Source organism: Peptostreptococcus sp. D1 (genome assembly GCF_900112955.1).
Lineage (GTDB): Bacteria > Bacillota > Clostridia > Peptostreptococcales > Peptostreptococcaceae > Peptostreptococcus.
Map to the genome: position 1 here is coordinate 82794 of NZ_FONP01000006.1, position 23454 is coordinate 106247.

23 protein-coding genes are annotated in these 23454 nt (G+C 32.1%); all 23 read right to left on the reverse strand.

Features of this window, described 5'->3' with window-relative positions:
* Positions 1–24 precede the first annotated feature (24 nt).
* The 23 genes from rplW to BM120_RS06205 all read right to left on the reverse strand — a co-directional run bounded on the left by rplW (position 25) and on the right by BM120_RS06205 (position 23418).
* On the reverse strand, positions 25–315 hold the full coding sequence (gene rplW / locus BM120_RS06095) for a 50S ribosomal protein L23 (RefSeq protein ID WP_091994122.1): 291 nt from the start codon (positions 313–315) through the stop codon (positions 25–27).
* Complete coding sequence (gene rplD / locus BM120_RS06100; RefSeq protein WP_091994124.1) at positions 315–938, reverse strand: 50S ribosomal protein L4; 624 nt, start codon at positions 936–938, stop codon at positions 315–317. Before rplD ends, rplW begins: the two co-directional genes overlap by 1 nt.
* Positions 939–964: 26 nt before the next feature.
* A complete protein-coding gene (rplC, locus tag BM120_RS06105; RefSeq protein WP_091994125.1) occupies positions 965–1591 on the reverse strand; it encodes a 50S ribosomal protein L3 in 627 nt (208 codons plus the stop codon).
* Positions 1592–1666: 75 nt separating this feature from the next.
* The gene (gene rpsJ / locus BM120_RS06110) at positions 1667–1978 is read right to left on the reverse strand and encodes a 30S ribosomal protein S10 (RefSeq protein ID WP_091994127.1); all 312 of its coding nucleotides are present in this window, start codon (positions 1976–1978) and stop codon (positions 1667–1669) included.
* A 223-nt stretch (positions 1979–2201) separates the two neighbouring features.
* Positions 2202–3278 carry a restriction endonuclease gene (locus BM120_RS06115; protein ID WP_091994129.1) on the reverse strand — a complete coding sequence of 359 codons (1077 nt, stop codon included), beginning with the start codon at positions 3276–3278 and terminating at the stop codon, positions 2202–2204.
* A gap of 11 nt (positions 3279–3289) precedes the next feature.
* A complete protein-coding gene (locus tag BM120_RS06120) occupies positions 3290–4717 on the reverse strand; it encodes a cell wall-binding repeat-containing protein (RefSeq protein ID WP_091994130.1) in 1428 nt (475 codons plus the stop codon).
* 551 nt (positions 4718–5268) lie between these two features.
* Positions 5269–5619: a Spx/MgsR family RNA polymerase-binding regulatory protein gene (locus BM120_RS06125; RefSeq protein ID WP_091994132.1), complete on the reverse strand. Its 351-nt coding sequence runs from the start codon at positions 5617–5619 to the stop codon at positions 5269–5271.
* A 23-nt stretch (positions 5620–5642) separates the two neighbouring features.
* Positions 5643–6590 carry a nucleoside hydrolase gene (locus tag BM120_RS06130; protein WP_091994134.1) on the reverse strand — a complete coding sequence of 316 codons (948 nt, stop codon included), beginning with the start codon at positions 6588–6590 and terminating at the stop codon, positions 5643–5645.
* Positions 6591–6615: 25 nt separating this feature from the next.
* Positions 6616–7650, reverse strand: a complete 1035-nt coding sequence (locus BM120_RS06135; RefSeq protein WP_091994135.1) for an ABC transporter ATP-binding protein — start codon at positions 7648–7650, stop codon at positions 6616–6618.
* Positions 7651–7718: 68 nt separating this feature from the next.
* Positions 7719–8531 (reverse strand): ABC transporter permease, encoded by an 813-nt coding sequence (locus BM120_RS06140; RefSeq protein ID WP_091994137.1) that lies wholly within the window; start codon positions 8529–8531, stop codon positions 7719–7721.
* A complete protein-coding gene (locus tag BM120_RS06145) occupies positions 8524–9393 on the reverse strand; it encodes an ABC transporter permease (protein ID WP_091994139.1) in 870 nt (289 codons plus the stop codon). Before BM120_RS06145 ends, BM120_RS06140 begins: the two co-directional genes overlap by 8 nt.
* Positions 9394–9402: 9 nt before the next feature.
* A complete protein-coding gene (locus BM120_RS06150) occupies positions 9403–10653 on the reverse strand; it encodes an ABC transporter substrate-binding protein (protein ID WP_091994141.1) in 1251 nt (416 codons plus the stop codon).
* A gap of 327 nt (positions 10654–10980) precedes the next feature.
* A complete protein-coding gene (locus BM120_RS06155; protein ID WP_091994143.1) occupies positions 10981–11853 on the reverse strand; it encodes a M23 family metallopeptidase in 873 nt (290 codons plus the stop codon).
* 89 nt (positions 11854–11942) lie between these two features.
* Positions 11943–12428, reverse strand: a complete 486-nt coding sequence (locus BM120_RS06160; protein ID WP_091994145.1) for a GNAT family N-acetyltransferase — start codon at positions 12426–12428, stop codon at positions 11943–11945.
* Positions 12429–12444: 16 nt separating this feature from the next.
* A complete protein-coding gene (locus BM120_RS06165; protein ID WP_091994146.1) occupies positions 12445–13236 on the reverse strand; it encodes an alpha/beta fold hydrolase in 792 nt (263 codons plus the stop codon).
* 66 nt (positions 13237–13302) lie between these two features.
* Positions 13303–13800, reverse strand: coding sequence for a DNA-deoxyinosine glycosylase (locus tag BM120_RS06170; RefSeq protein ID WP_091994148.1), 498 nt, complete (start codon positions 13798–13800; stop codon positions 13303–13305).
* Positions 13801–13976: 176 nt separating this feature from the next.
* On the reverse strand, positions 13977–14576 hold the full coding sequence (locus BM120_RS06175) for a helix-turn-helix domain-containing protein (protein ID WP_091994150.1): 600 nt from the start codon (positions 14574–14576) through the stop codon (positions 13977–13979).
* A 197-nt stretch (positions 14577–14773) separates the two neighbouring features.
* Positions 14774–15295 carry a hypothetical protein gene (locus tag BM120_RS06180; RefSeq protein WP_207645703.1) on the reverse strand — a complete coding sequence of 174 codons (522 nt, stop codon included), beginning with the start codon at positions 15293–15295 and terminating at the stop codon, positions 14774–14776.
* A 382-nt stretch (positions 15296–15677) separates the two neighbouring features.
* Entirely contained in the window at positions 15678–18278 is a 2601-nt protein-coding gene (locus BM120_RS06185) for a cell wall-binding repeat-containing protein (RefSeq protein ID WP_091994152.1), read from the reverse strand.
* 12 nt (positions 18279–18290) lie between these two features.
* A complete protein-coding gene (locus tag BM120_RS06190) occupies positions 18291–19001 on the reverse strand; it encodes an ABC transporter ATP-binding protein (protein WP_091994153.1) in 711 nt (236 codons plus the stop codon).
* Entirely contained in the window at positions 18998–20638 is a 1641-nt protein-coding gene (locus BM120_RS06195) for a dipeptide/oligopeptide/nickel ABC transporter permease/ATP-binding protein (RefSeq protein WP_091994155.1), read from the reverse strand. Before BM120_RS06195 ends, BM120_RS06190 begins: the two co-directional genes overlap by 4 nt.
* Positions 20639–20647: 9 nt before the next feature.
* On the reverse strand, positions 20648–21610 hold the full coding sequence (locus tag BM120_RS06200; RefSeq protein ID WP_242941570.1) for an ABC transporter permease: 963 nt from the start codon (positions 21608–21610) through the stop codon (positions 20648–20650).
* A 146-nt stretch (positions 21611–21756) separates the two neighbouring features.
* Complete coding sequence (locus BM120_RS06205; RefSeq protein ID WP_091994157.1) at positions 21757–23418, reverse strand: ABC transporter substrate-binding protein; 1662 nt, start codon at positions 23416–23418, stop codon at positions 21757–21759.
* Between the last annotated feature and the right edge of the window lie 36 nt (positions 23419–23454).

The window sequence follows — 23454 nt, forward strand, 5'->3', positions numbered from 1 at the left end:
TTTTTATTTCCTCCTTAATTCGAATTACATTCCTGTGAAGAATTCTATGTCCTTACTATCAGCAGTCAATTTAACTACAGCTTTCTTGAAGCTAGCAGTCTTTCCAGCTGTTCTTCCCATTCTCTTCATTTTTCCGTCGTAGTTTAATACATTTACTTTTTCAACCTCAACGTCAAATATCTTTTCTACTGCTTTCTTAACTTCTGTCTTGTTCGCACTCTTTGCTACAACAAAAGTGTATTTCTTGTTACCCATTTCAGCCATTGACTGTTCTGTAACGACTGGTTTTATGATTATATCATGTGGATTTGTCATTATGCGTACACCTCCTCCACTTTCTTAACTGCATCTGTAGTTATGATGAATGAATCACAGTTTAGTATATCGTAAACATTTAATGTACTTACGTGACAAACATTAGCACCTTCTATGTTTCTAACTGATTTTACAACATTCACATCGTTGTCAGCAGTTACTACTAAAGTTTTCTTTGCTGCATTTACATTCTTAAATACATTTACTATATCCTTTGTTTTTGGAGCATCTAATTTTAATTCGTCCAAAACTATTATTTCATTTCCTAAAACCTTTGAGGTTAAAGCAGACTTCATTGCAAGTCTTCTAACCTTCTTTGGTAGTGAGTAGCTATAATCTCTTGGCTTTGGTGCAAATGCAACTCCACCACCTACCCATTGTACTGATCTAATAGAACCTTGTCTAGCTCTACCAGTACCTTTTTGTCTCCATGGCTTTCTTCCGCCGCCTCTAACCTCTGCTCTTGTCTTGGCAGACTGAGTACCTTGTCTTCTGTTAGCTAACTGACACTTTACTGCTTCGTAAAGAACGTGCTCGTTAACTTCTATATTAAATATTGAATCATTTAATTCAATTTCACCAACATTCTGGCCTGATACGTTTAATACGTTAATCTTTGACATTTCGTTAATCCTCCTTTCCCTTATGATTAGTTAGCACTAAGAGCTTCCTTAACAGTTACTACTGACCCCTTAGCACCAGGGATAGCACCCTTTATTAATAAAAGATTCTTTTCAGCATCTACTTTTACTACTTCAAGATTCTTAACAGTAACCTTTACGCTACCCATGTGACCAGCTAGCTTCTTGTTTTTGAATACTCTACCCGGATATGAACAAGCACCCATTGAGCCTGGTCTTCTGTGATATCTAGAGCCGTGAGATTCTGGACCTCTACTCTGTCCATGTCTCTTTATTGGCCCCTGGAATCCCTTACCTTTTGATATTCCAGATACATCTATCTTTTCACCTTCAGCAAATAAATCAGCCTTGATTTCCTGGCCAACCTCGAAACCATCTATAGAATCAACTCTGAATTCTTTTAAGCTTCTCTTTAATACTCCTGCCTTAGCAAGATGACCTTTTTTAGGCTTGTTAAGAGCTTTTTCTTTAACATCTCCATAACCTACCTGAATTGCCTGATAACCATCATTTTCCATTGTCTTAATCTGAGTGATTACTACAGGACCTGCTTCTACAACTGTAACTGGCACTACTGAACCTTCTGCAGTAAATACCTGAGTCATACCTAATTTCTTTCCTAAAATCCCTTTCATTTCTACCTCCTACATTCTTACAGCGGATTATCCGTTTTCGGATAATCATTCTAAGATATTACTATCTTAGGCGGCTTATAGCTTGATTTCTATATCTACACCAGCTGGCAAGTCAAGCTTCATTAATGAGTCAACTGTCTTTGGTGTTGGATTAGCTATATCAATTAGTCTCTTATGAGTTCTAATTTCGAACTGTTCTCTAGAGTCTTTGTACTTGTGTACAGCTCTTAGTATTGTCACAACCTTCTTCTCTGTTGGAAGTGGTATTGGACCTGCTACCTGAGAACCTGCTTTTTTAGCAGTTTCAACTAATTTGCTAGCTGAATAATCTAACAACTTATGATCATATGATTTTAATCTTATTCTTATCTTTTCGTTCTTAGCCATTTTAGTCCCTCCTTCTGATTTATTTACCTGGCCAGATAAATCAAACACCGATACACTGTTCCGGGTGTGTCGTAATTTCTTAACCGATTTTTGAATTTATCCACCCAAAACTTGCCCATTCACATGAGCGTACTAGAATATTTTAACAAAAAAAACCTGCTAATGCAAGCTTTTTTGAATATTTTTTTAATTATTTCTTTGTTTTTTATCTACTTGTTTTTACCTATTTATCACCAAATACAAGAGGTGAATATTTTATTAGTAATTTAGTAAGCAACAGTTTATCTATAATTATAATATTATTTTTATTGGCTTCACTTAATGCCTCACTACTAATCTCGTCTGCTGTCGTAATCAACATTTGATAATCGGTAGGATAATCTGATTTCATCTTTATTAGTTGCTTTACCCCTTCAATATCATTTCTATCTACGCCAGATTTACTTTTAACCTGTACTCCAATCAACGGCAATTTGATTTCACAATCATATTTTTCATTATATGATATACTATCTAATATATCATAAAAAATGCCTTTTTGTGGAACTTGAAATACCATATCGTAATCTCCACCACTGCCATTGTATTTTTTTATATCGATAACTTCGTACCCATTTTCTTGAAATAATTTTTTTACTATTTCTTCTAATATTTCGGGATTCCATTTTGATACATCTCCAAATAACTCATCTGAAACATTTTTAAGCACTTTATCACTCAGATCACGTAGTATCTCTATATTATCCTCTGGTTGATCTAGGTTTTTAACGCCTCTTTCGATACAACCAATATTTCCTTCAAGCGCATCTATAAAATCATTATTCCATACCATATTAATAGCACTACGGTAAGCTCTAAACTTGTTAGAGACTATCCTACTATTATTATCTCTGGCATAATTATATTCACCAAGAGTCTTTACACCAATACAACTTCTGAAATCATACTCTCCAGACCACACTTCCGGACTTTTGTCAAAATAATATTTACCTGTGGCTTCAAATATCGTATATTTATCATCATCAGGAAGTTTTGGTACGACAATAATATCCCCTTCCTCAATTTTTGTGATTTTCTGTAACTGATTATATTTGTTTCTAATATATTTTTCATCATCTTCCCAATGTTGTTTCCATGCTGATAAATATTCATCATAATCATTTGCTACATCAATCCCTTTTTTATTGGGTTCCATTATTGACCATCCCTGACGTAAACGACCATTTTGTGCTTCACTTAAAAGTTTTTTTCTTTTTTTATAATTTATCCTAAAAACAAAATATTTTCTATTACTTTCCATTGCTTGTACCCCTATCTAATGTATTCAGTCTGTCTAAAAGTTGATCCATTTATCGCTTTAACATTCTTATTAACTATCTCATAAACAATTCTAAGATTGTCTTGCATTACCTTCTTCGAGGCTTGAGACTCATCTGATGATGGATAATCTGTAGGGAAAAAATACCCCACTTTCTTCACTACATTTCCTTTTTTAATAGTCCCCAACATCAGTTGTCCTATATTCGATTTTTCACTACTATTTACCAAGTCAAAAAATGCTATACCACCTTCATACACTTCCAAATCAGGATTATACTTGTAATGGTATTTAGAATATATTGCGATTTCAGTAGAATTACTCCAACTATTATATTGTTCTTTTACAACCAATCTATCCATATATTTAACTGGTATTTCCAATCTAAACATACCACTCTTATGATTTACATTCACATATTTAGGCTGTGGTTTTGGTTGTGGCTTTGGTTTCGGTTTATTCTTATTATTTAACTCTTCTCTCAACGCCGGACCATAGTACTCATTATCCAGACCATCTATCGCTATACTCACATCTTTTCCAGTAAGAGACTTCGGTCCTCCAACTGCAAATTTTTCTTTGGCATTTTTCGATAAGCTTACAGTTTCATTATTTAATGACTTCGGCGTCAATAAAATATCTGCATTTTTTGCATTTGTGATATTAATTGCCGACATTGCATCTGCATAATTTTCGCCTGATACAAAAGCTAGATTGCTATACTTTGTCTTTTTTGCAATATTTATTGATGTAGAGTATCTATCATTCCCAGATATTCTCTCTCCTCCATCCTGCTTAATAGTATTCTTGCCACCAAAAGTATACTTTATATTGTAGCCATGATTATTGTAGCTTGATTTTCCGTCAACAAGCATAATTCCAAGACCATTCTCTCTTAACAGCAAGTATGAGCTTAATGCATCGGCATAAATTTTTGAACTAGCAACTCCAACATCCTTATATCCTGCAATCTTTAGCGTTTCCAAGTTGGTTTCATATATATTTTCTCCACCAACTCTGATTACCTCTATATTTTGATTAAATGATCTTTGAAACTGCCAAACTATGAAGGTATCGTTTTCTGGATATCCGCCGACGATATACACCTTTTTGATACTTAAATCATCTTCATATCCTGTTTCACTACCATCTGTTAACATAAACTTCGCATTGAATTTATTCACAAGATTCATCGCACTGATTTGATCCTCAAAGGAATACGCTGGTGCAACTACAAGTACGTCAGATTTTTGATAATTAGAAGCCTCTTTTGATGTTATAATCCTATTTTCACCACAAATTCTTTCAAAATCTGCTCGATCTCCATACGTATCTGCTTTTACTGCAGAAACATTCGTAAACGTACAACTGAATAATAAAACCGTTAACAATACACCCATTTTACTTTTAACTAACCTCATGCTTTATACCTCCAAAAATTGCAATTAGTGTAATTCTATATACAATTTTAGTATATATATATATATTGTCAATGATTAAAACTATTTTAAAAATCCGATAATTCCTATATTAATTTGAAAGTGAATAATGTCAATATATTAAAAATCATTTAATATTTTATTGAAATATATTTAAATATTTATTGAAATTTCCTCATACTATTAAATTTATATGTTTAATGATGTTAATATAATTCTGATAAAATACTGTTTTCAATCATGCAGGTAACAGCCTATATAGCTTATATAATAAAGAAAATAGTATATAAAAAAAAGAAAATTTAATCAAAAATAAATAAAAATTAGCCTTCTATGGCAATTGCATCTTAAAGCATAGAAGGCTTTATAATATTATAATTTTTTTCTGCCTTTCAAAAAATTAAGTTCAAGTCATCAACAATCATAATTGCTATATAAAACAGTTTTTATTACCATATTTGGTATAATACAGCAAAACGTGAAAACCAACTGCGTCGAATAATTCAAACCAAACAATTTGACCTATTTTTATATTATTTACCCTCTAAATATTTTTTCACATCGGCTCCCACCAAAACGTCTCCGTTTTCCAATATCAAGATCGGTCTCTTTACAATCATTCCATCACTAGCAAGTAATTGATACTGTTCTTCCTCGTTCATATCTGGAAGTTTTTTTGACAATTCCAATTCTCTATATATTTTCCCACTTGTATTAAAGAATTTCTTCAATGGTAGCCCCGATTTTTCTTTCCACTCTTTTAATTCTTTAATTGTAGGATTGTCCTCACTGATTTCTCTATATTCAAAATCAATATTCTTGTCCTTCATCAATTTCACAACACCCTTGCAAGTTGAACAGTTCTTATAGCATATTATTTTCATTCCTTCCACCTCCATCCTTGACCTTAAAATATGGTCAATATCAAATTTTCGTTTACATTACTACCATTAATAATTTCAGGTATATTTATAATGTTTTCATCCCTAGTAATGTTATAACACATTTTCTTTGATTCTTCAAATTCTTTCAGATCATCGACTATCAGTCGTCCTTCGCTTAGAGATTTTACATTCGACTTATTCAAAAACAGCCTTTTCTTAAATAACTCTGGCTCAAGTAGATATATAGCGGCTATCACATCCCAAAGAACAATCGCTTCATATCCATATAGCTCCTTAAACTCGCCCATCCACTTTTCTATTTTTTCAATAATAAAGGCGTTTTTTCCATATTTTTCAACAGATTTGAACTTTGATTTTTCTAATTCCCCAGTACCAAACTGACTTTTCATACAGTTGTTCCCAGTCAAAATGGATATATTTTTAAAATTTTTTAATACGATATATGCACCTTCATTACAAACGGTGAAATTCAATTCATTCATCATTTTATTACCAAAGTACAATGGCTCTGTCACACCACCCATTATGACAATTTCCTTTATATTATCTACAATATTATTGTCTATCATATATGCATCATATATATTTTGGAGAGAGCCTGTCGCCAAAATCGATATTTCCTTTGGATTTTTATTCACTTGCTCAACTATGAATTTAGCTGCATCATTTTCACACTCATCGACTACCTTATCAAATGACAAATTTACATAGTTTTTCATTTCAAAAGCACCAGAGCCACATACAAGTGGAATTTCTGAACGATTAATTTCAACCAAAAGTTCTCTTGTTTTCAGAAACACATTTTTCACACTGTCGTTTCCATATGTACAAGTGATGCCAAGTAAATCTACGTCATTTCTATTCAAAAGATAAATCAGTGCCAATCCATCGTCTATATCTCTATTATTAATACCCATGGTATTATCACAGTCAAAAATCACCCTTTTCATCTTTATGCCCTTTCTTATTAATCTCTTATTTAAAGAAGCAATATTTTTTAAATGTCATATATACAGCAGCTCCTAATGCATACTTTTCTTCGATGTCATACGAATCAACCTTTATTTTCACACCATTAAAATCTGCCAAATATTGTATCTTTGCCCCAAGATACAGTATTTTGTTAATACTTCCACTTATAACGATATCTTTTTCAAGTCTTGCATTCTCAAATACTTCATACAAGGATTTGCAAATGACCTCTGATTTATCTTTTGGAGTAGCTTTTTCACACTCTATATCCTCTGGCTTTACAAATATAGTTTCAGTCGTTTCTCCTAAGCTATGCTCTAAAAAATTATCTCTCATTAAAAAGCTTGCAGTCTCTCTATCCTTAGGCTTATCATAAATATTTTGAGGTGTATCAAATCCATGTATTCTACCATTTAGAACAATTGCCATTTTATCCCCAAACATCATCGCCTCTTCTTTGTCATGGGTTACCAATATCGTTGTTATTTGATGCTTTTTTTGAAGCTCTATCGTCAGCTCTCTCATCTTTTCTCTCAGGTTTGTATCCAAGCTGGAATATGCTTCATCCAATAGCAATACCTCCGGCTCTGCTGCCAAGGCTCTTGCCAATGCAATTCTCTGTTTTTCTCCACCTGAAAGCTGACTAACCTTCTTGTTTTCATACCCCTGCAAATTGATTTCCTTTAATAGCTTACCTACCATACTATCAATTTGATCCTTGCTCTTTTTTTTCACCTTCATGGAGAATGCTATGTTATCATAGACATTCATATGTGGAAACAACAAATTTTCTTGACTTACTATAACGATATTTCTTTTGTTTGGTGCAAGACTACTAATATCACACCCATTTAGAATAACACTCCCCTGATAGTCATCAATAATCCCAGCTATTATACTTAGTACTGTGCTTTTTCCGCATCCAGATGGACCTAACAGACTAACTCTTTCTCCTGTATTGACAGAAATATTAAAGTCATTCAAAACTAATTTATTCCCATATTTTTTTGTAATATTTCTTACTTCCAATTTATACATAAAAAACCTCTATCTCATTTTACAAAAAACAGCTTATTAAATAATAAATGCTATTAAATAATATCAAATTAAATATAGTTGTAATTTTCCATCTCATTTTTATAGATTTTTTTCAATATGTATTCCATCACAACCAAGGTAAAAAATGTACTTAACACAAATATTATCGCATAAACCGATCCCAGCATTCTGTCACCAGATTGAATAAATGGAAACATATCCATAGTAAAAGTATTTATTCTTCCACCACCAATTAGATACACCAAGAAATATTGGCTAAAAGAAACGATATAACACATCATACCTGCAGATATAATACCGGGTAACAGCATCGGGAATAACACGTGTCTGTATATATAAAGTGTCCCTGCACCCAAAGTATAAGCTTGCTCTATGTGTTTTTTTCCAATTATTAAAAACACCTCTTTTAACATTCTAACCGCATATGGAATACATGGAACTATACTCACCAAAATGACACCCAAATACGTTCTCGCTAAACCCATTCTAATAAATTCCACGCTCAATCCCATTCCTATCGAAACCGGTGGAATGATTATAGGTGAAAACACCAGACTTTCTATAATTTTCTTTCCCTTTATATCATCAAGTGCCAAAGCCTTTGCACATGGAATAGAAATCAACACTGTAATTAATGTAGTCATGCTAGAAATAAATATACTATTTCCTAGAGATGCTAGAACTCTTCCCCTATTTTCAAACACATAATTCCATCCTCTTAGCCCAAAGTCGCTTGGAATCACACTAGGCCATGAATAATTTTTTGAAAAAGATAAAATTATTATCATAGCTATTGGAGCGATAATTGTCAACATTGAAATAGCAACCATAAATACATAAAAAAATCTCTTGTTATTCATCCCTGACACCTCCAAGAACAATTCTTTTAATAAGCAAATTCAACACAGAAACTGAAATGATACAAAAAAGAATTATAATTATGTTTATTGCCATTGCATATGGTCTATTACTAAGCATTGGATTTTGATATTCCACGAAGGCTTGAACTGATAACGCCTTTGGAAAAGTCGATCCCAATAGCATTGGAATTTCATAAGAACCAAAAGAGAATGCGAATATAATAGTAAATGTCGAGATAATTGTTGGCAATAGCATTGGAACAGTTATTCTCCAAAAAGCATAAAGCTTGCTGGCACCAAGATTAATTGCGATCATCTCATGCTTTCCACTCATATTTCTCAATATCGCTAAAACTGACAACAAAACATATGGCATTTCCTTCCATATATAGGAAATAATTATTCCTAGACCATTTTTATTGTACAAAAAATATGCAAAATATTCTTCTGAATTACTCACTCCTATAAAATAGGTCAGCCTTGACAAAAATCCTGTATCCGACAGAAATATTATCGCAAATAAAGCCACTATAATATGTGGAATTATTATAGGTAATTTATATATAAATTCTCTTTTTATTTTTGATTCTACTAGAATTTTCGCTATTATTACCCCTAAAACCACTGACAAAAAAGAAGATACTAATGTTGTGTAAATGGTAAATCCGAAGCTTTTTATAAACTCACTATTGTGAATTATATCAATATAATACTTTAAGCTTATTTCATTCATTCCCGCAATAGGAAAAAATCCGAGGCTTTGTAAAAAAGCCCCGAATATCCCAACTGCCAAAACAAATATAATCAGTATCATAACTGGTAAAACACCAAGATATGATTTTATTTTTTTTATACTTGTCATTATATTCTCCTATTTGTTTGGAATTTCCTCTGCCCATATTTTTTCGATAACTGGTACTAATGCGGAAGGAAGCTCTGGCTGTCTCTTTTTCAACAGCTCAGCCTGTGGTAGAGTTGCTGATCCGATTTTTACACCTGCAATCTCCTTCTTTTGGTCATCTGACAGCTTACTATTATCTATTACAGGTAAATCGCCCCACACTTCTGGCTTGTATTTTTCAAGCTGAGAATCAAAGCTTAAAATTTCATTGATTACCACCATAGCACCCTCCTTATTCGGTGCGTTCTTTGCAATTGCCAAGAAATGTGTATTTCCTATTGTTCCTTTGTCGAAAATACTAGTTTTTGTAGATTTTGGGAAAGTTCCATTTTCTATCATATTTGACGCGAAATTTGGATTGTAGCTTACATCAAATATCACGGTACCATCTGCAAACATATTATCTAACTGAGTAGATTCTGCCGGATACGTCTTTCCATCTTTCCAAAGGTATGGCTTTAATTCCTTTAAATAGTCTAATGCCGGCTTTATTGCAGATCTCACAGCCTCAACATCCTTAGGATCCAAGCCCTTGACCTTATCATACCCAACCTTTTCGTAAATAATATTTCTTACAAACGCAGATCCAGTAAAGTCCGGAGGTGCCGGATAAGTTATTTTTCCTGGATTTGCCTTTGCAGCTTTCATCAAATCATCTGCACTCTTTATTGGTCCCAATACATCTGAATTGTAAACCATCACAACCTGTGCCTTTCCAAACGGAGACTCGTAGCCCTTTGTTTCAAATCCAAAGTCATATTTTACTTCATCAGAATTTATATCTACGTATTTTTCCATATTTGGCAATTTATCTACAAATGGTCCAAATAGTAGATTATTATTCATAGCAGTGTAGAAGTTTTCTCCATTTATCCATATAATATCGATATTACCCTTTTCTTCACCAGCCTGAACACTATTTTGTAGGTTATTCAGTATTTCATCAATGTTCATTCCTGTTCTCTTTAAGGTTATTCCATATTCCTTCTTAACTTTATCTGCCAAATAGTGATCTATCCAATTGTTTGTCAGATCAGAACCACCCCAACCATAGATAGTTACAGTGGTATCTTTAGCTGATTTCTGATAATCCTCATATTTTTTTGCCAAAATAGCCTCGTCACTACTCTTATCTGAAGCCTTATCTCCAGTTGAAGCACAGCCCGAAAGTACAAGCGTTGAAGCCAATAATAATGCCGAAATTTTTGATAATAGTTTCATTTTTCCTCCTTTTTTAATCAAGTTTTTTTCGTGTTACAATTAAATCAATATTAAAATAAATTTCTTCACATAATTATATCATAGGAAGATAACGAGTATTACTTCTTACTGTATAAAATTTTTCTATATTAATATTGATAAAAATCGAGGTTATCTATAATAAATTTGAAATTGCTTATAGCACTCGCTTGATAAGCTACTACTAATACTACTTCATATTTATAATTTGATTCACATAAAAAGTTTGGACAAAATTAATTCCACCTAAGACAAATATATTTTTTTGCTTTTGTTGCAATCAATCTTGTATTAAAAATTTAAAGCTTATTATTGTGGTCTATTTGCATACGCATGACCTCGTGTTACTCTTTGCTTTGGTATTTCCTCAAAATTCATATACTTTCTATTATCATATCTTTTATATCCATTTATCTTAAAGCTATATATATCTCTAAACAAAATAGGTACACCTAAGCTATTATAAAAACTTTCTCCATTTTGAATTTGAAAATGAAGATGGGGCTCTGATGAATTTCCACTATTTCCACACAAAGCTACGACTTGCCCTCTTGATACACATTCCCCCTCCTTAACAGTGAATGAATCTTTTTTCAAATGAGCCAGCAAACTATATTCATTTTCAAAATGCTTAATTATTATATAATTACCTGCAATATTATTCGCATGAACTATAAATTTCGCTCTTTTTAATATACTCGAATCGTCGGATTTATTCATTATCTTAATGACAGTTCCATCCGCAGGTGCAAGAATTTCACGATTATAACAGTAATAGCTATCCATTTTTTGTATATCACCTCTATGTGATTCGTTATTTTCATCCAATATTATAAAATCATATGCATATCTTTGAGCTGGAATATTCCAAGAATGTGAATATTCTTTACTTACACATCCATTTACACATACCCAGGCTCCATCAAAGGGAAGTGAATATAAGCCTTTTGTTTTATATAATTCTAAATTCGGAATCTTACCGTACGTCAATTTAATTTTTAATATTCCTATAATTTGTAGTATTGAATCCTTTATAGTAACGAAGTTAAATGCTAAGTTTAGGAATGCAAAAACTCCACAAAAACATAAATATTTGAAAATTACCGAATCACTAAAATATGTTCCTATCAAACCAACCAATCCAAGCCAAAAAATATTTGACAAATAATAGATAACTTTCAATTAGTACCTCCATTAAATTACATTTTTTATTTCAAACAACATCTACTAATCTCTATATAAATTCAAAATTATATTGTCACATATATGATTTAAAGTATTATTTCAAGCTCTAAACATTTCCATTCTTCACCAAGAATAGTATACTTTTCTGTTTCATCTAAGACTATGTCTTTAAATCCAACAGATTTATAACAGTAATATGCAGACTCGTTATTTTCAAACACACCCAAAGAAAGCTTTTTAACACCAATAATTTCCTTTGCATATTTTATTCCCAGCTGTAGCATTCTTTTTCCGTACCCATTACCACGCTTTTGAGGGTCTACTATTATAAATCCAAATCTCAACTCATCAAAGTTCTCTGAAAGTTTTCTCATTGTAAAAAAACCTACTAGCTCATCATTATTAACAGCTGTAAATGCCATAAGATTATTGACAAGCTCGAACTGCTCTTTATTAATTGGATAATCACCCAAAACACCCGCAGACCACCTATAAAAAGCTCTTTCGTCACTGATCCAAGAAAGGATTGTATCTGCATCATTTTCATTATAAGATCTTAATCTAAATTCCATTTCTTCTCCTTTAAGTTCAAAAATTAGCCGTTTCTATCAAACTCAGATCTGATAGACATCTTTTTATAACTTGTGCAAATCCATTGGAATTTTCCCAAGCCATTGAATGCCCAGCATTTGGAACGATTTCAACTTTAACACCTTGTTCTTGTAGTTCTTCATAATCGACACTAGGTAATGAATTCTCTCCAAAAACAAAATATTTTGGAAATTCAAATTGATACAAAAGATTTCTCCATGATAATTTTCCTCCAGTAACTGCATTAGTAGAAATATCAAAAGCAGCTTTCGGTAACCAGTTTCTTAAAGTGGATGCCCACATTGTATTTCCAGATTTCTCATACTCTATAAGCTTTCTTTTAAAATTATTATCTAAATCATTTTTATCAAGACTAGCAATTTCAAAGCTTGCCGATCCCTGTTTACTTGGATCTAAATTAGACTCACTAAGTATCAAAGCGTGAGCCTTATCCTTTAACAAGCTGCACAATTCTATTGCTATAGATCCACCCAAGCTATGACCAAAAATAATAATTTTTTCTAATTTTAAATCCTCAACAAATTCATTTAAATACTTTGCATGTGACGAAACTGTATATTTAAAAGATAGTGGCTTATCACTATATCCTGCTCCCAATAAATCAATAAGAATTATTCGATGCATAGTTCCTAAAATTGATGCCACTTCCACATAATCAAAAGAACCAGCACATCCTAATCCATGTATAAAAATAATAGGTGTAAGTTCTCCATAAAAATCATTGTAACGAATCTTATAATTACTTCCCCTAATTGTATACTCTTTCATTCTTGCACCTCCACAACGTCTATATTTATTTACGCTTTCTCTATTTTAAAGCAAGGCAAGAGCAGCCTATATATTGTCTTTAATTACCTTCCATTGCTCATATAAATCATCAATTGAAAATCTAGCATTAGCAGGACTTGTAGATGGAAGCTGCATACTCTCAACACCTATTTTCTTTTCATGATATTTTCGATAGTAACGGTAGGATGTCCCTCCATTACAAAAAATATTTTTTATATCCGCCATCTTAAATATAGGGCTTAAATCTGACGCAACTACATTTTGAATACTGGAATCACTTGAGCCGATGATGTCACACTGATAGATTACATCATAGACTGCAATACGATGTCTAAGAAGAAATTCCCGTCTTTCTTCTATATCTGTTCCCAATGACTCTTCGAAAATACGTTCAAGCAAAGTCCAAAAACGATTTTGAGGATGTCCGTAAAAAAATCCGTATTCTCGAGTTTTAATAGATGGAAATGATCCCAAAATTAAAATTTTCGAGTCAGCTTGAAAAAAAGGTCGAAGTGGATGCACTATGGTCTGATGCCCTCTCACTTTTCAATCCCTCCTGCATATTTCATTTGATGTACACTAACAGCTTCAAATTCTAGATACATTTTAATTACTTTCATTCCTCCACCTCAGCTTCAACCTACAATTAAAATCTAAACTCTTTCTTTATTATATTTTAACACTTTGGCACTATATTAATCAACTTCAAAGAATTCTTTTTACAATTGTCCTTTCCTGTCTATTTTTCTTCTAAACAAACCATGCCTATTACAATAATAATAAATCAAGCCTCCACCTCCAATAAAAAACCTAGCTTCAGCATTTCCCTCAGGATATAGCTTTATCATCTCAAATTTACTTGAATTTATATATATGATAAAGCTTATATAGTGATTTTTTTTCATCGGATGATCTATTTTTATGTAAACTTCATTGTCAATTTTTTCAGCAACGACCTCGTGCTTATCGTCAATATTCTCAGCATCCAACGCTGGTAGAGTTACACCACAACAGCTTATCAATACATCTCCCATTGAATTTACCGTATTTCCACATATAGGACAAACATATAGCTTTGATTTCATAATATTACTTGATCTATTTTTATTTGTGATATTCTCTCCAGACAATAATTCGATTATCGAAATATTTAACACCTTTGATATTGGCTCGATTAAAGATATATCTGGAAGACCTTTACCTGTTTCCCATTTTGAAACAGCTTTATCACTTACACCTAGAGCTTCTGCTAATTCTAATTGTGTCATATTTTTTTGCTTTCTTAATTTCTTTATAGTTTCACCAGCTACATAACTCATTACTTTCACTCCTCTTTATTGATATTATCATTTTTAGTGCTGTTAACTTATAAGACTATACTAAGCTTAGCATTAAAAATGTTTAATTACAACCTACGTAAAGTAGAGTAAAAAAGAACAGCCTATTTAGGCTGCTCTTTTTTACTCTAATAATATGTAATACAAAAATTAACAAAATATCACATACTATACTCTCTTTAGTTACTTTCCATATTCTTAATATGCTTTCTAACCTTATTGCCAAATTCTTTAAATCGCTTTTTCTCCTCTGGCCAAATCTTCGTGACTCTATCAACTGCGATAATAAAAATAATCACAGCTGCATAGTCCTTGGCTTTTTCTATCATACCAATACTTTCAAGTATAATCAACAACAAATAAAAAGTAAAAAGAATAGTACGCTTTGGAAGTGCAATCAAAAACTCTATGCCAGCCTTGTAACCGATATAAATTTGACGATTAATACCATTAGACTTTTTCAATCGTCTATTAATAAGTCCGGATATTCTAGCATAAAACCAATCCGAAGTAAAAAACAAAGACTGAATAGCAATAGCTAATAGTCCAATATTACTGGCATATTTTTCCTCATAGCCAAAAGCACGTGCCAATGCGTAAGCCCAATCACCATTATCAATACATATCAGAACAGAAATGTACACAACGGCTAAAGCTATGGCAATAAGCAATAAAGAACGAAAAAATTTCATTATATTCATATTCCCTCACACTCTATTTATTTCACTTTATTATAATATGTTAACTAAGGCAAGTCAAGAAAAGTTCTTTTCTTAATATTTTAGATATATTTACATTTCCATCATCTATAATATACTACACATCTTAATCATTTAATTTGACCAATCCAATTTTTGCTGGACTCTGTATGTAGTAGCAATTTTCTGTTATCTGTTATTTGAATCAATTCGTACACAATATCATCTCAAATCACGATATATTATATCAAAAAACAAATTATCAATAAATTATACCATAATTATATGTGTAATTATCAGAAATTATGTGTTTAATCATTATACAAAAATTTCGTAAATATTTATAAAGCTTCCACTACATTCTAGATATTTCTTCAATCTCAATCTACTTAAAATATAATTTTACACAAGCGTTGATATTCTCATTCATATTGTTTATATCCACAAACTCGTAATATGAATCCATTAAATTTGTCAAAACAAAAGTTTCTCCCTTACCAATCTTTGCATTTTTACCATGATTGACATTTGGATTGCTTTTATCATTTTTTTCAACAACCATATCCCACTCATGCTTCGGATCTTCCTTGTCATCATTTTTAACATATATTCCCAAAGCTATTTTATCACCCTTTTTCAACTCCTTAATGTACTCCTGAGGTATTTTTAAAGTATGATATCCAGCCTTTTCCATTTTTCCTGATAAAATCTTCGTTTTATCTTCCTCTAGCTTATTATCTATATCTTCTACATCTTCAAGTTGCTCTTCATTAAATTCTCTACTATACTTGTCAAAATTATTTATATAATATACCTCATACTCTGCATTTGGCTTTGTTGTATAAAATCCCACTGAATCCATAATTTGATTATTTTCAGAAATTGAATATTTATTAAAAAGTATTGTCTTATCTCCATACTTATCTGGACTTACAAATCCTGTAAATGCGTAGTCATCATATTGATAAACCCCTTTAAACTCATCTGTATTCCTTACATCTGTAAAAACATATGCATCACTACATATTCCACTACTTTTATATGACACAAAGAAATACCCTTTATCACCAAAATATTCTGTCTGAGAGTCTTTTACAATCCATGCGCCATCAATGTCTGGTCTATTTCCAGCTGGAAAATTTTCTTTACTAAAATTATCGTCCCATCCAACTATTGCAATAGCATGATTTGGATTCGCATTATAATCCAATGAAGAATATGCCTTCTTTTCACTATTATATGTACTGCTATTAGAATAAGGGAATGTTTTATTTCCGTCATGAGCCATATATATGTTAGAAACTACTGCACCATTATTTTTTATTGCTTCTTTTATCTGTTTCATTAAAATATCGTCATTTGATGCAATTTTACTATTATCAACGGTTTTTAAAAATTCAAATCCTAACACCTGTCTAACCGGCTTTTTCACGACAGGATTCTTGGCTTCATTTCTCACTGCAATTTCTGTTTTATACTCTCTACTCATATCTTCTATTAAAGATTTTTCCTTGTCATTCAAATAAGGAGCTGGAACAAAATCATGTCTTATCGGAATATACTTATCATCAGCTTCAAGAATTGGACCTCTTCCAGAAATAAAGTACGAAAGATCTGATTCTCTATTTCTTCCTTCTCTAACGTTTAACTCACGTCCCTTGTCCTTAAAAGAAAATCCATGTCTATTTTCCATATTATTTTCAGATAAGTCTAGCTCCACACCCTCTTTCATCTTTATGTGAGATTCTAAAGCTGCCATGCTTGCAAAGCTTCTACATCCACCATCGTAAAATTGATTTTTAACTGTAGTCACATATGAGTTACCATTAACGTTTCTCAAATCAAATCTTACAGGTAATCCAGTCGTCTTTTCTAATTCAGTATCTTTATTTCCAATGCTCTCCTTATCTTCATCATTCTTTACTTCAGCCTTATTATCATTTTTATCATTATCTATCCTATTATTGTCACTAGGTTTTACAGCATAAAACTTTGACACAGCATTTTGAGCAAATCCAGCTTTCTCATCATTATTCTCAGCATTTTTTCCAGTTATTTCAGATTTAGTTCCATTATTTATCACTCGTTTTCCAACAAATACTATCTCCAAATTTGATGATTTTTTTGCTCTAATGTATACATCATAGGATTTTTTGCCAAATATTATAGGAGATTTTGATTTAGATGCGTATGGACCCGCTACCAAACCATCAACTAAATACGAATCCTCAGATGATGCAATAAATACCTTATTTCCATCAAAAGAATTTAAATACGTGCTTATTATTTTTCTGTTTGTGTCATTTCTATCCACTCCACTTACTCTTACATAATTCATTGCTTTCAAATCATTATTAGAAACCGAGCTTTCACCACCAATTACAGTTATTTTGTTACTGTCTATTCCCGAGTTCTTTATTTTTTTATCAAAAACAAGTATTGCGTAATTTTCTATGCATGAAACAGGTGATATTGATATTGCATCTGATATAGAATTTCTACCTACAACAAATATTCCTTTCACATTTCCTAGCTTTTCCCTTACCCTTATTGATGTATCAACTCTGTCTTCTCCGTAAATTCTTTCAACAGACACTCCTTTTTGGATAATAGAATTTTCAATTTTTTTTGATATGGAATTTGTTCCACCCGCAATAATTACTTTCTTTACTCCACTTTGTTCAAAAAACGCTTCCACCTTTTTAGAAAGTGAAACTCCTGTGTTTAAAACAATTGGTGCGTTTAACTTATTAGATAATGGTCCAAATACGAGCGAATCAATAATTTTATCTTGTTCGCCTGATGCCAAAATTACAGTATCAATATTTTTATACTTCTCAGCTATTTTTATAGATGTTTCTATTCTATCAGCTCCACCTATCAATGTTTCTGTTATAGCGTAGCTTCTAAAATTAATTGCACTAGCTACCATAAACAATGATACAAAAAAATAAATAAAATTTCTTTTCAGCTTTATTCTTCTCATAAATACTACCCCCTACATAAATATTTTTCTATCACAAATACAATCTAATACATCTTTATCATGTGAAATGAAAATATACGTCAAATTCAATTTATCCTTCAAATCCAACATTAAATTTAATATGCTTGCTTGAACGGATACATCCAATGCAGACGTAATCTCATCGCAAACTACTATCTTTGGCTCAAGTATTAATGCTCTAGCAATAGATATTCTCTGCAGCTGTCCACCACTAAACTGATGTGGATATTTTTCTACATCTAACTCCTTTAGACCACATAGCTTAAAATACTCTATTACCTTTGACATGGCAGCATCTATGTTCATATCCGTTTCATGAATCAATAATGCATCCAATACACTTTTTCCAACCTTTATTTTGGGATTTAAAGCTGAATACTGATCCTGCATAATTATCTGTATTTTTTTCTTCACATAAAGCTTAGAGTACTTGTTAATATTTTCCTTTTTTGAGTCTTTTATTTTTTTATAGACTACCTCTCCATCTATCACTATTACACCTGAATCTGGACTCTCAATATTGACAAGACATTTTGCAAAGGTTGATTTTCCACATCCAGAATTACCAACTATTCCAACAATTTCACCTCTATTTATTTCAAAATTAAAATCCTTCAAAATATTTTTTTCTTTATTTTTACCAAATATACCCTTTGATTCAACATACTTTTTATTTATATTTCTTGCTTCTAATATTTTCATATGCTTTCAAACCTACCTTTGAAGTTATTGGGATTTGGTATTGCCGATACTAATGCTCTAGAATACTCATTTTCCTGCTTTATGAAAAATGCCTTGCAATCCTTCTTTTCAACAATTCTCAAAGCTTTCATTACTACGATAGAGTCTGCAAAGCTTTCCAATCTCTTTAAATCGTGACTTATAAACAATATTGCAGCATTCATATTTTGGGAAATATCTTTTAACAGTCCAAGTATTTCTGATTTTAAATCATCATCTATTGCAGTGGTCGGTTCGTCAGCAATAATTATTTTGGGTCTTGCTGCAATGGCACATGCAATTTGCACCCTCTGCTTCATGCCTCCACTTATCTCATGAGGATATTTATAATAAACCTGTTCTGAATTTTCTAGCTTTACAGATTTAAACAACTCAATAACAGAATTATAAATATCATCACCCTTTTTATCACTGTGAAGTCTAAACATTTCTCCAACTTGCTTTCCCACAGTGAACGTTGGATTAAGCGACCTAGAGGGTGATTGAAAAATTGCAGATATTTCACTTCCTCTTCTCCTTTCAACCATCTCTTTGCTCGCACTCAATAGATTCTCACCTTCAAAAATAATACTTCCTTTGACACAAATATTATCTGGGTTTAACCCTACTATTCCCATTGATGCTATGGTTTTTCCACTTCCAGACTCCCCGACTAGAGCCGTTATTCTTCCTGGAATAAGCTCAAAATCCACTTCTACTTCGATTTCTTTTTGATCTATAACATTTTCAATAGGATTGAAATATATCCTAAATCCTTCCCCAACGAAATTTATTGCTACTACAATTAACACAATCAATATACCTGCTGGCAGCCATGTCCACCAATAGCTTTGCAAAGCTCTCATATTTTGTGCTGCAGTCAAAATATTTCCCAAGCTTGGCATCGGATCTCTAACACCCAATCCAAGAAAACTCAAAGAAGCCTCCATCAAAATTGCATTTGCCATTGAAATAGTTGATGCAGCTATAATCGATGGAAAAACATTTGGAAGTATATCTCTAATTATTATACGAAAGCTGCTGAAACCAATAGCTTTTGAAACAACAACAAAATCTCTCTTTTTTAATGACAGAGTTTGGGCTCTGACAATTCTTGCCACCTCCGTCCATGATAATAGAGATATTATTAGAACCAAATTACGTATAGAGGGCCCTAGTATTGATGCAAGTGAAATTGCAACAATAAAAAAAGGAAAACACATCAGCACATCTATCATTCTCATAATAATAAAATCAATTTTTTTACCTCCGTATCCGGACAAAAGCCCCAAAACTGTACCTATTGCTATCTGTATTGATGTTGCAAGCACTCCGACCAACAATGATATTCTTATACTATACAACAGCCTAGTAAGCATATCTCTTCCTAGATTATCCGTTCCTAAAATATGCTCCTTGGATGGTTTTGCATTTATACTATATAAATCGATGTCAGAGTATGAAAATTTAGTCATAAATGGTCCTATTAATGCTACTATTGACAGAATAATCAATACAGCACAGCCAAATGCTATATATACATTTTTCTTGCTAATGTCGATTTTAAAACAATTCGATAGAAATGATTTATTTGTTGATAATGTCTTTTTATTTCTCATATTCTTCACCTACTCAAGCTCTACTCGTTTATCAACCAATATATAAAATACATCTGCCAATATATTTGATATTAGTATGACAACTGCCGTTATCATAAGAATCCCCATAATCAATGGATAGTCTCTATTTTGAACTGCATCATATCCTAATCTTCCAATCCCAGGCCAAACAAAAACTGTTTCAGTCATTAAAGCTCCAGAAAATAGTGTCGGAACCTGTATAAAAAAAACTGTAATTATAGGAATTAAAGCATTTTTTAGACCATGCTTCAAAACAGCTTTTTTAAAGCTCATCCCCTTTGCCATTGCATTCTTTATATAATCCTTATCCAAAATCTCAATCATTGCAGATCTAGTATACCTAATAAACGATGCCATATGAACCATTATCAAGACCACCGATGGTAAAATCAAGTGTAACAACATATCTAAAACCTTATCAATTCCCGAGTAATTGTATCTGACATTATACATCCCCGATGATGGCAGTAAGGATAAGTCATATGAAAAAATCTTTATCAAAATTAACGAAAAGAAAAACGCTGGAATAGATACACCTACAAAAGAAACCACAGTTATTATATCATCTATAGCTGTATTTCTCTTAAGCGACGAAAGCATCCCTATTGCCACACCTAAAATACTACTTAATATTAATGACAATCCCATAAGCAAAATTGTATTTCCAATTCTATTAGCTATTATTTCTATTACTGGTCGCGAAAATTTTATTGAATATCCTAGGTCAAATACCAACGCCCTTTTTACCCATTTAATATACTTAATAAAAAAGGTGTCGTAATATCCAATACTTTTCAATTTAGCCTCTATAAGCTCTGGAGGCGTGTTTGGACTGACCATGTGTAGGTACGGATTTCCCGGTTGTAAATTAACTAGGGCAAAAATTAGTATTGATATTCCAAACAATACAAACAATGAAATCATGAGTCTTTTTGCAATATAGTTTTTCACTTTTACACCTCTAGCTCATTATATTAAAATCCAGTAAAATCATATTTATGGTGATTCTACTGGATTTTTATTTTACAAAAATAATTTTTGTGTAAATTTACGAGGTATAATATTTTCTGAAAATTCACCTCAAATTATTATGCTACTTACTGTGCTACTACCCAATTTTGTGCATCATCAAAATCTCTGAACACAGATGGATTGAATCCTTCTAATTTTGGAGTTGTTCCTATTACTATTTCTTGTTCAAATAAATATGCCCAAGGAACCTGCTCATTCATATATTCAGCGAACCTCTTATATGATTCCTTACGTTTTTCCATGTCTGTTGTAGAAGTTCCCTCCTCAAGAATTGCTTCTAATTCCGGAGTTGTAAAGCCTACAATATTCCATCCCATCTTTCCTTTTTCATTGCTCACAGCCGACGCTGACCAATACGGAGTCATATCTGGATCAATTGCAAGATTGTTACCCATCATATACATATCGAATTCGTGGTTGGCAACAACTTTTTCCATCAATGCAGGAAACTCCATTTTATTCAATTCAACTTTTATACCAACCTTTGATAAATTTTCCTGAATAACCTGTGCCGCCTGTTCTCTAACTGAGTTGCCAGTTGGAACATCAAGCTTAAACTCTAGCTTTTTACCAGATGAATTAACCATTACATCTCCCTTAAGAGTATATCCAGCTTCATTTAACAATTTTTTTGCATTGTCAACACTATAATCATACTTATTGAATTTTGCATCGCTTGGATAAGCCCAAGAACTAGACAACATTGGCGCATCCTTGACTTCACCATTACCTTCTATAAGCTTGTCTACCATTGACTTTCTATCAATTGCAGTTACAATAGCTTGTCTAACTTTTACATCCTTAAATATTTCATTTCTGTAATTCATTCCCATATACTGGAATAGATTGTTTTGATGTCTATATATTTTACTTCCTTCTTTTTCAAGAGCATCTATATCTGATTTCTTCAGGTTTGTTATATCTGCAATGTCCACGTCACCGTTCTTTAAATCAGCAGCAACTGTATCTTCACTAACTACTTTCAATACTATCTTAGAGGTTTTTACATCACCGCCAAAGAAAGTATCATTTTTTTCAAATTTTGCATCCTGTCCTTCTGTAAAGGATGATAATTTGTATGGACCACTTCCAACAGGATTTGCCATAAGATTCTTTGATTCTTTCCACTTAGATAAATCCACAGATGACCAAATATGCTCTGGAATAATTCCCATAGTTCCTAATTTTGCCAATGCTGGTCCATATGGCTTAGAATATGAAATTTTCACAGTTACATCATCAACTGCTTCAATCCCCTTAACATTATTTTCTTTTCCATTTTTGTATTCATCAACTCCAACAATATTTGTAACAAAATCACTATATTCCCCATCATAATTTTTATTTGCAAGTGTTGTAAAGGTAAAGACAACATCCTTTGCTGTTAACGGTTTTCCATCAGACCATTTAACATCTTTTTTAATTGTGAAAGTGATGTTCTTTTGATCACTAGAAACCTCATACTTTTCTGCTAAATATGGTTGAACACCTTGCTTATCGTCTAGCTTTAGCAATGAAGTGTATATCATCTTACATACTGCATCATCATAAACCGAATCAGTCAATAATGGATTGAAAACACCTGACGGAGATGTTGAGATACCATATACTATAGAATCCTTTACCGCACCTTTATCTCCATCTTTATTAGCACATCCAGACAATATGCCTATTGACAATAGCATTGCCAGTGCTATAGAAGATAACTTCTTTAATTTTAAAGTCATAATAACCCTCCTAGATTATAAAATAATTATTTCATT

Excerpts from the sequence above, each read along its gene's own strand:
- rplW (WP_091994122.1), bottom strand. The coding sequence starts at position 315 with ATGACAAATCCACATGATATAATCATAAAACCAGTCGTTACAGAACAG.
- rplD (WP_091994124.1), bottom strand. The coding sequence starts at position 938 with ATGTCAAAGATTAACGTATTAAACGTATCAGGCCAGAATGTTGGTGAA.
- rplC (WP_091994125.1), bottom strand. The coding sequence starts at position 1,591 with ATGAAAGGGATTTTAGGAAAGAAATTAGGTATGACTCAGGTATTTACT.
- rpsJ (WP_091994127.1), bottom strand. The coding sequence starts at position 1,978 with ATGGCTAAGAACGAAAAGATAAGAATAAGATTAAAATCATATGATCAT.
- BM120_RS06115 (WP_091994129.1), bottom strand. The coding sequence starts at position 3,278 with ATGGAAAGTAATAGAAAATATTTTGTTTTTAGGATAAATTATAAAAAA.
- BM120_RS06120 (WP_091994130.1), bottom strand. The coding sequence starts at position 4,717 with ATGAGGTTAGTTAAAAGTAAAATGGGTGTATTGTTAACGGTTTTATTA.
- BM120_RS06125 (WP_091994132.1), bottom strand. The coding sequence starts at position 5,619 with ATGAAAATAATATGCTATAAGAACTGTTCAACTTGCAAGGGTGTTGTG.
- BM120_RS06130 (WP_091994134.1), bottom strand. The coding sequence starts at position 6,590 with ATGAAAAGGGTGATTTTTGACTGTGATAATACCATGGGTATTAATAAT.
- BM120_RS06135 (WP_091994135.1), bottom strand. The coding sequence starts at position 7,650 with ATGTATAAATTGGAAGTAAGAAATATTACAAAAAAATATGGGAATAAA.
- BM120_RS06140 (WP_091994137.1), bottom strand. The coding sequence starts at position 8,531 with ATGAATAACAAGAGATTTTTTTATGTATTTATGGTTGCTATTTCAATG.
- BM120_RS06145 (WP_091994139.1), bottom strand. The coding sequence starts at position 9,393 with ATGACAAGTATAAAAAAAATAAAATCATATCTTGGTGTTTTACCAGTT.
- BM120_RS06150 (WP_091994141.1), bottom strand. The coding sequence starts at position 10,653 with ATGAAACTATTATCAAAAATTTCGGCATTATTATTGGCTTCAACGCTT.
- BM120_RS06160 (WP_091994145.1), bottom strand. The coding sequence starts at position 12,428 with ATGGAATTTAGATTAAGATCTTATAATGAAAATGATGCAGATACAATC.
- BM120_RS06165 (WP_091994146.1), bottom strand. The coding sequence starts at position 13,236 with ATGAAAGAGTATACAATTAGGGGAAGTAATTATAAGATTCGTTACAAT.
- BM120_RS06175 (WP_091994150.1), bottom strand. The coding sequence starts at position 14,576 with ATGAGTTATGTAGCTGGTGAAACTATAAAGAAATTAAGAAAGCAAAAA.
- BM120_RS06180 (WP_207645703.1), bottom strand. The coding sequence starts at position 15,295 with ATGAATATAATGAAATTTTTTCGTTCTTTATTGCTTATTGCCATAGCT.
- BM120_RS06185 (WP_091994152.1), bottom strand. The coding sequence starts at position 18,278 with ATGAGAAGAATAAAGCTGAAAAGAAATTTTATTTATTTTTTTGTATCA.
- BM120_RS06190 (WP_091994153.1), bottom strand. The coding sequence starts at position 19,001 with ATGAAAATATTAGAAGCAAGAAATATAAATAAAAAGTATGTTGAATCA.
- BM120_RS06195 (WP_091994155.1), bottom strand. The coding sequence starts at position 20,638 with ATGAGAAATAAAAAGACATTATCAACAAATAAATCATTTCTATCGAAT.
- BM120_RS06205 (WP_091994157.1), bottom strand. The coding sequence starts at position 23,418 with ATGACTTTAAAATTAAAGAAGTTATCTTCTATAGCACTGGCAATGCTA.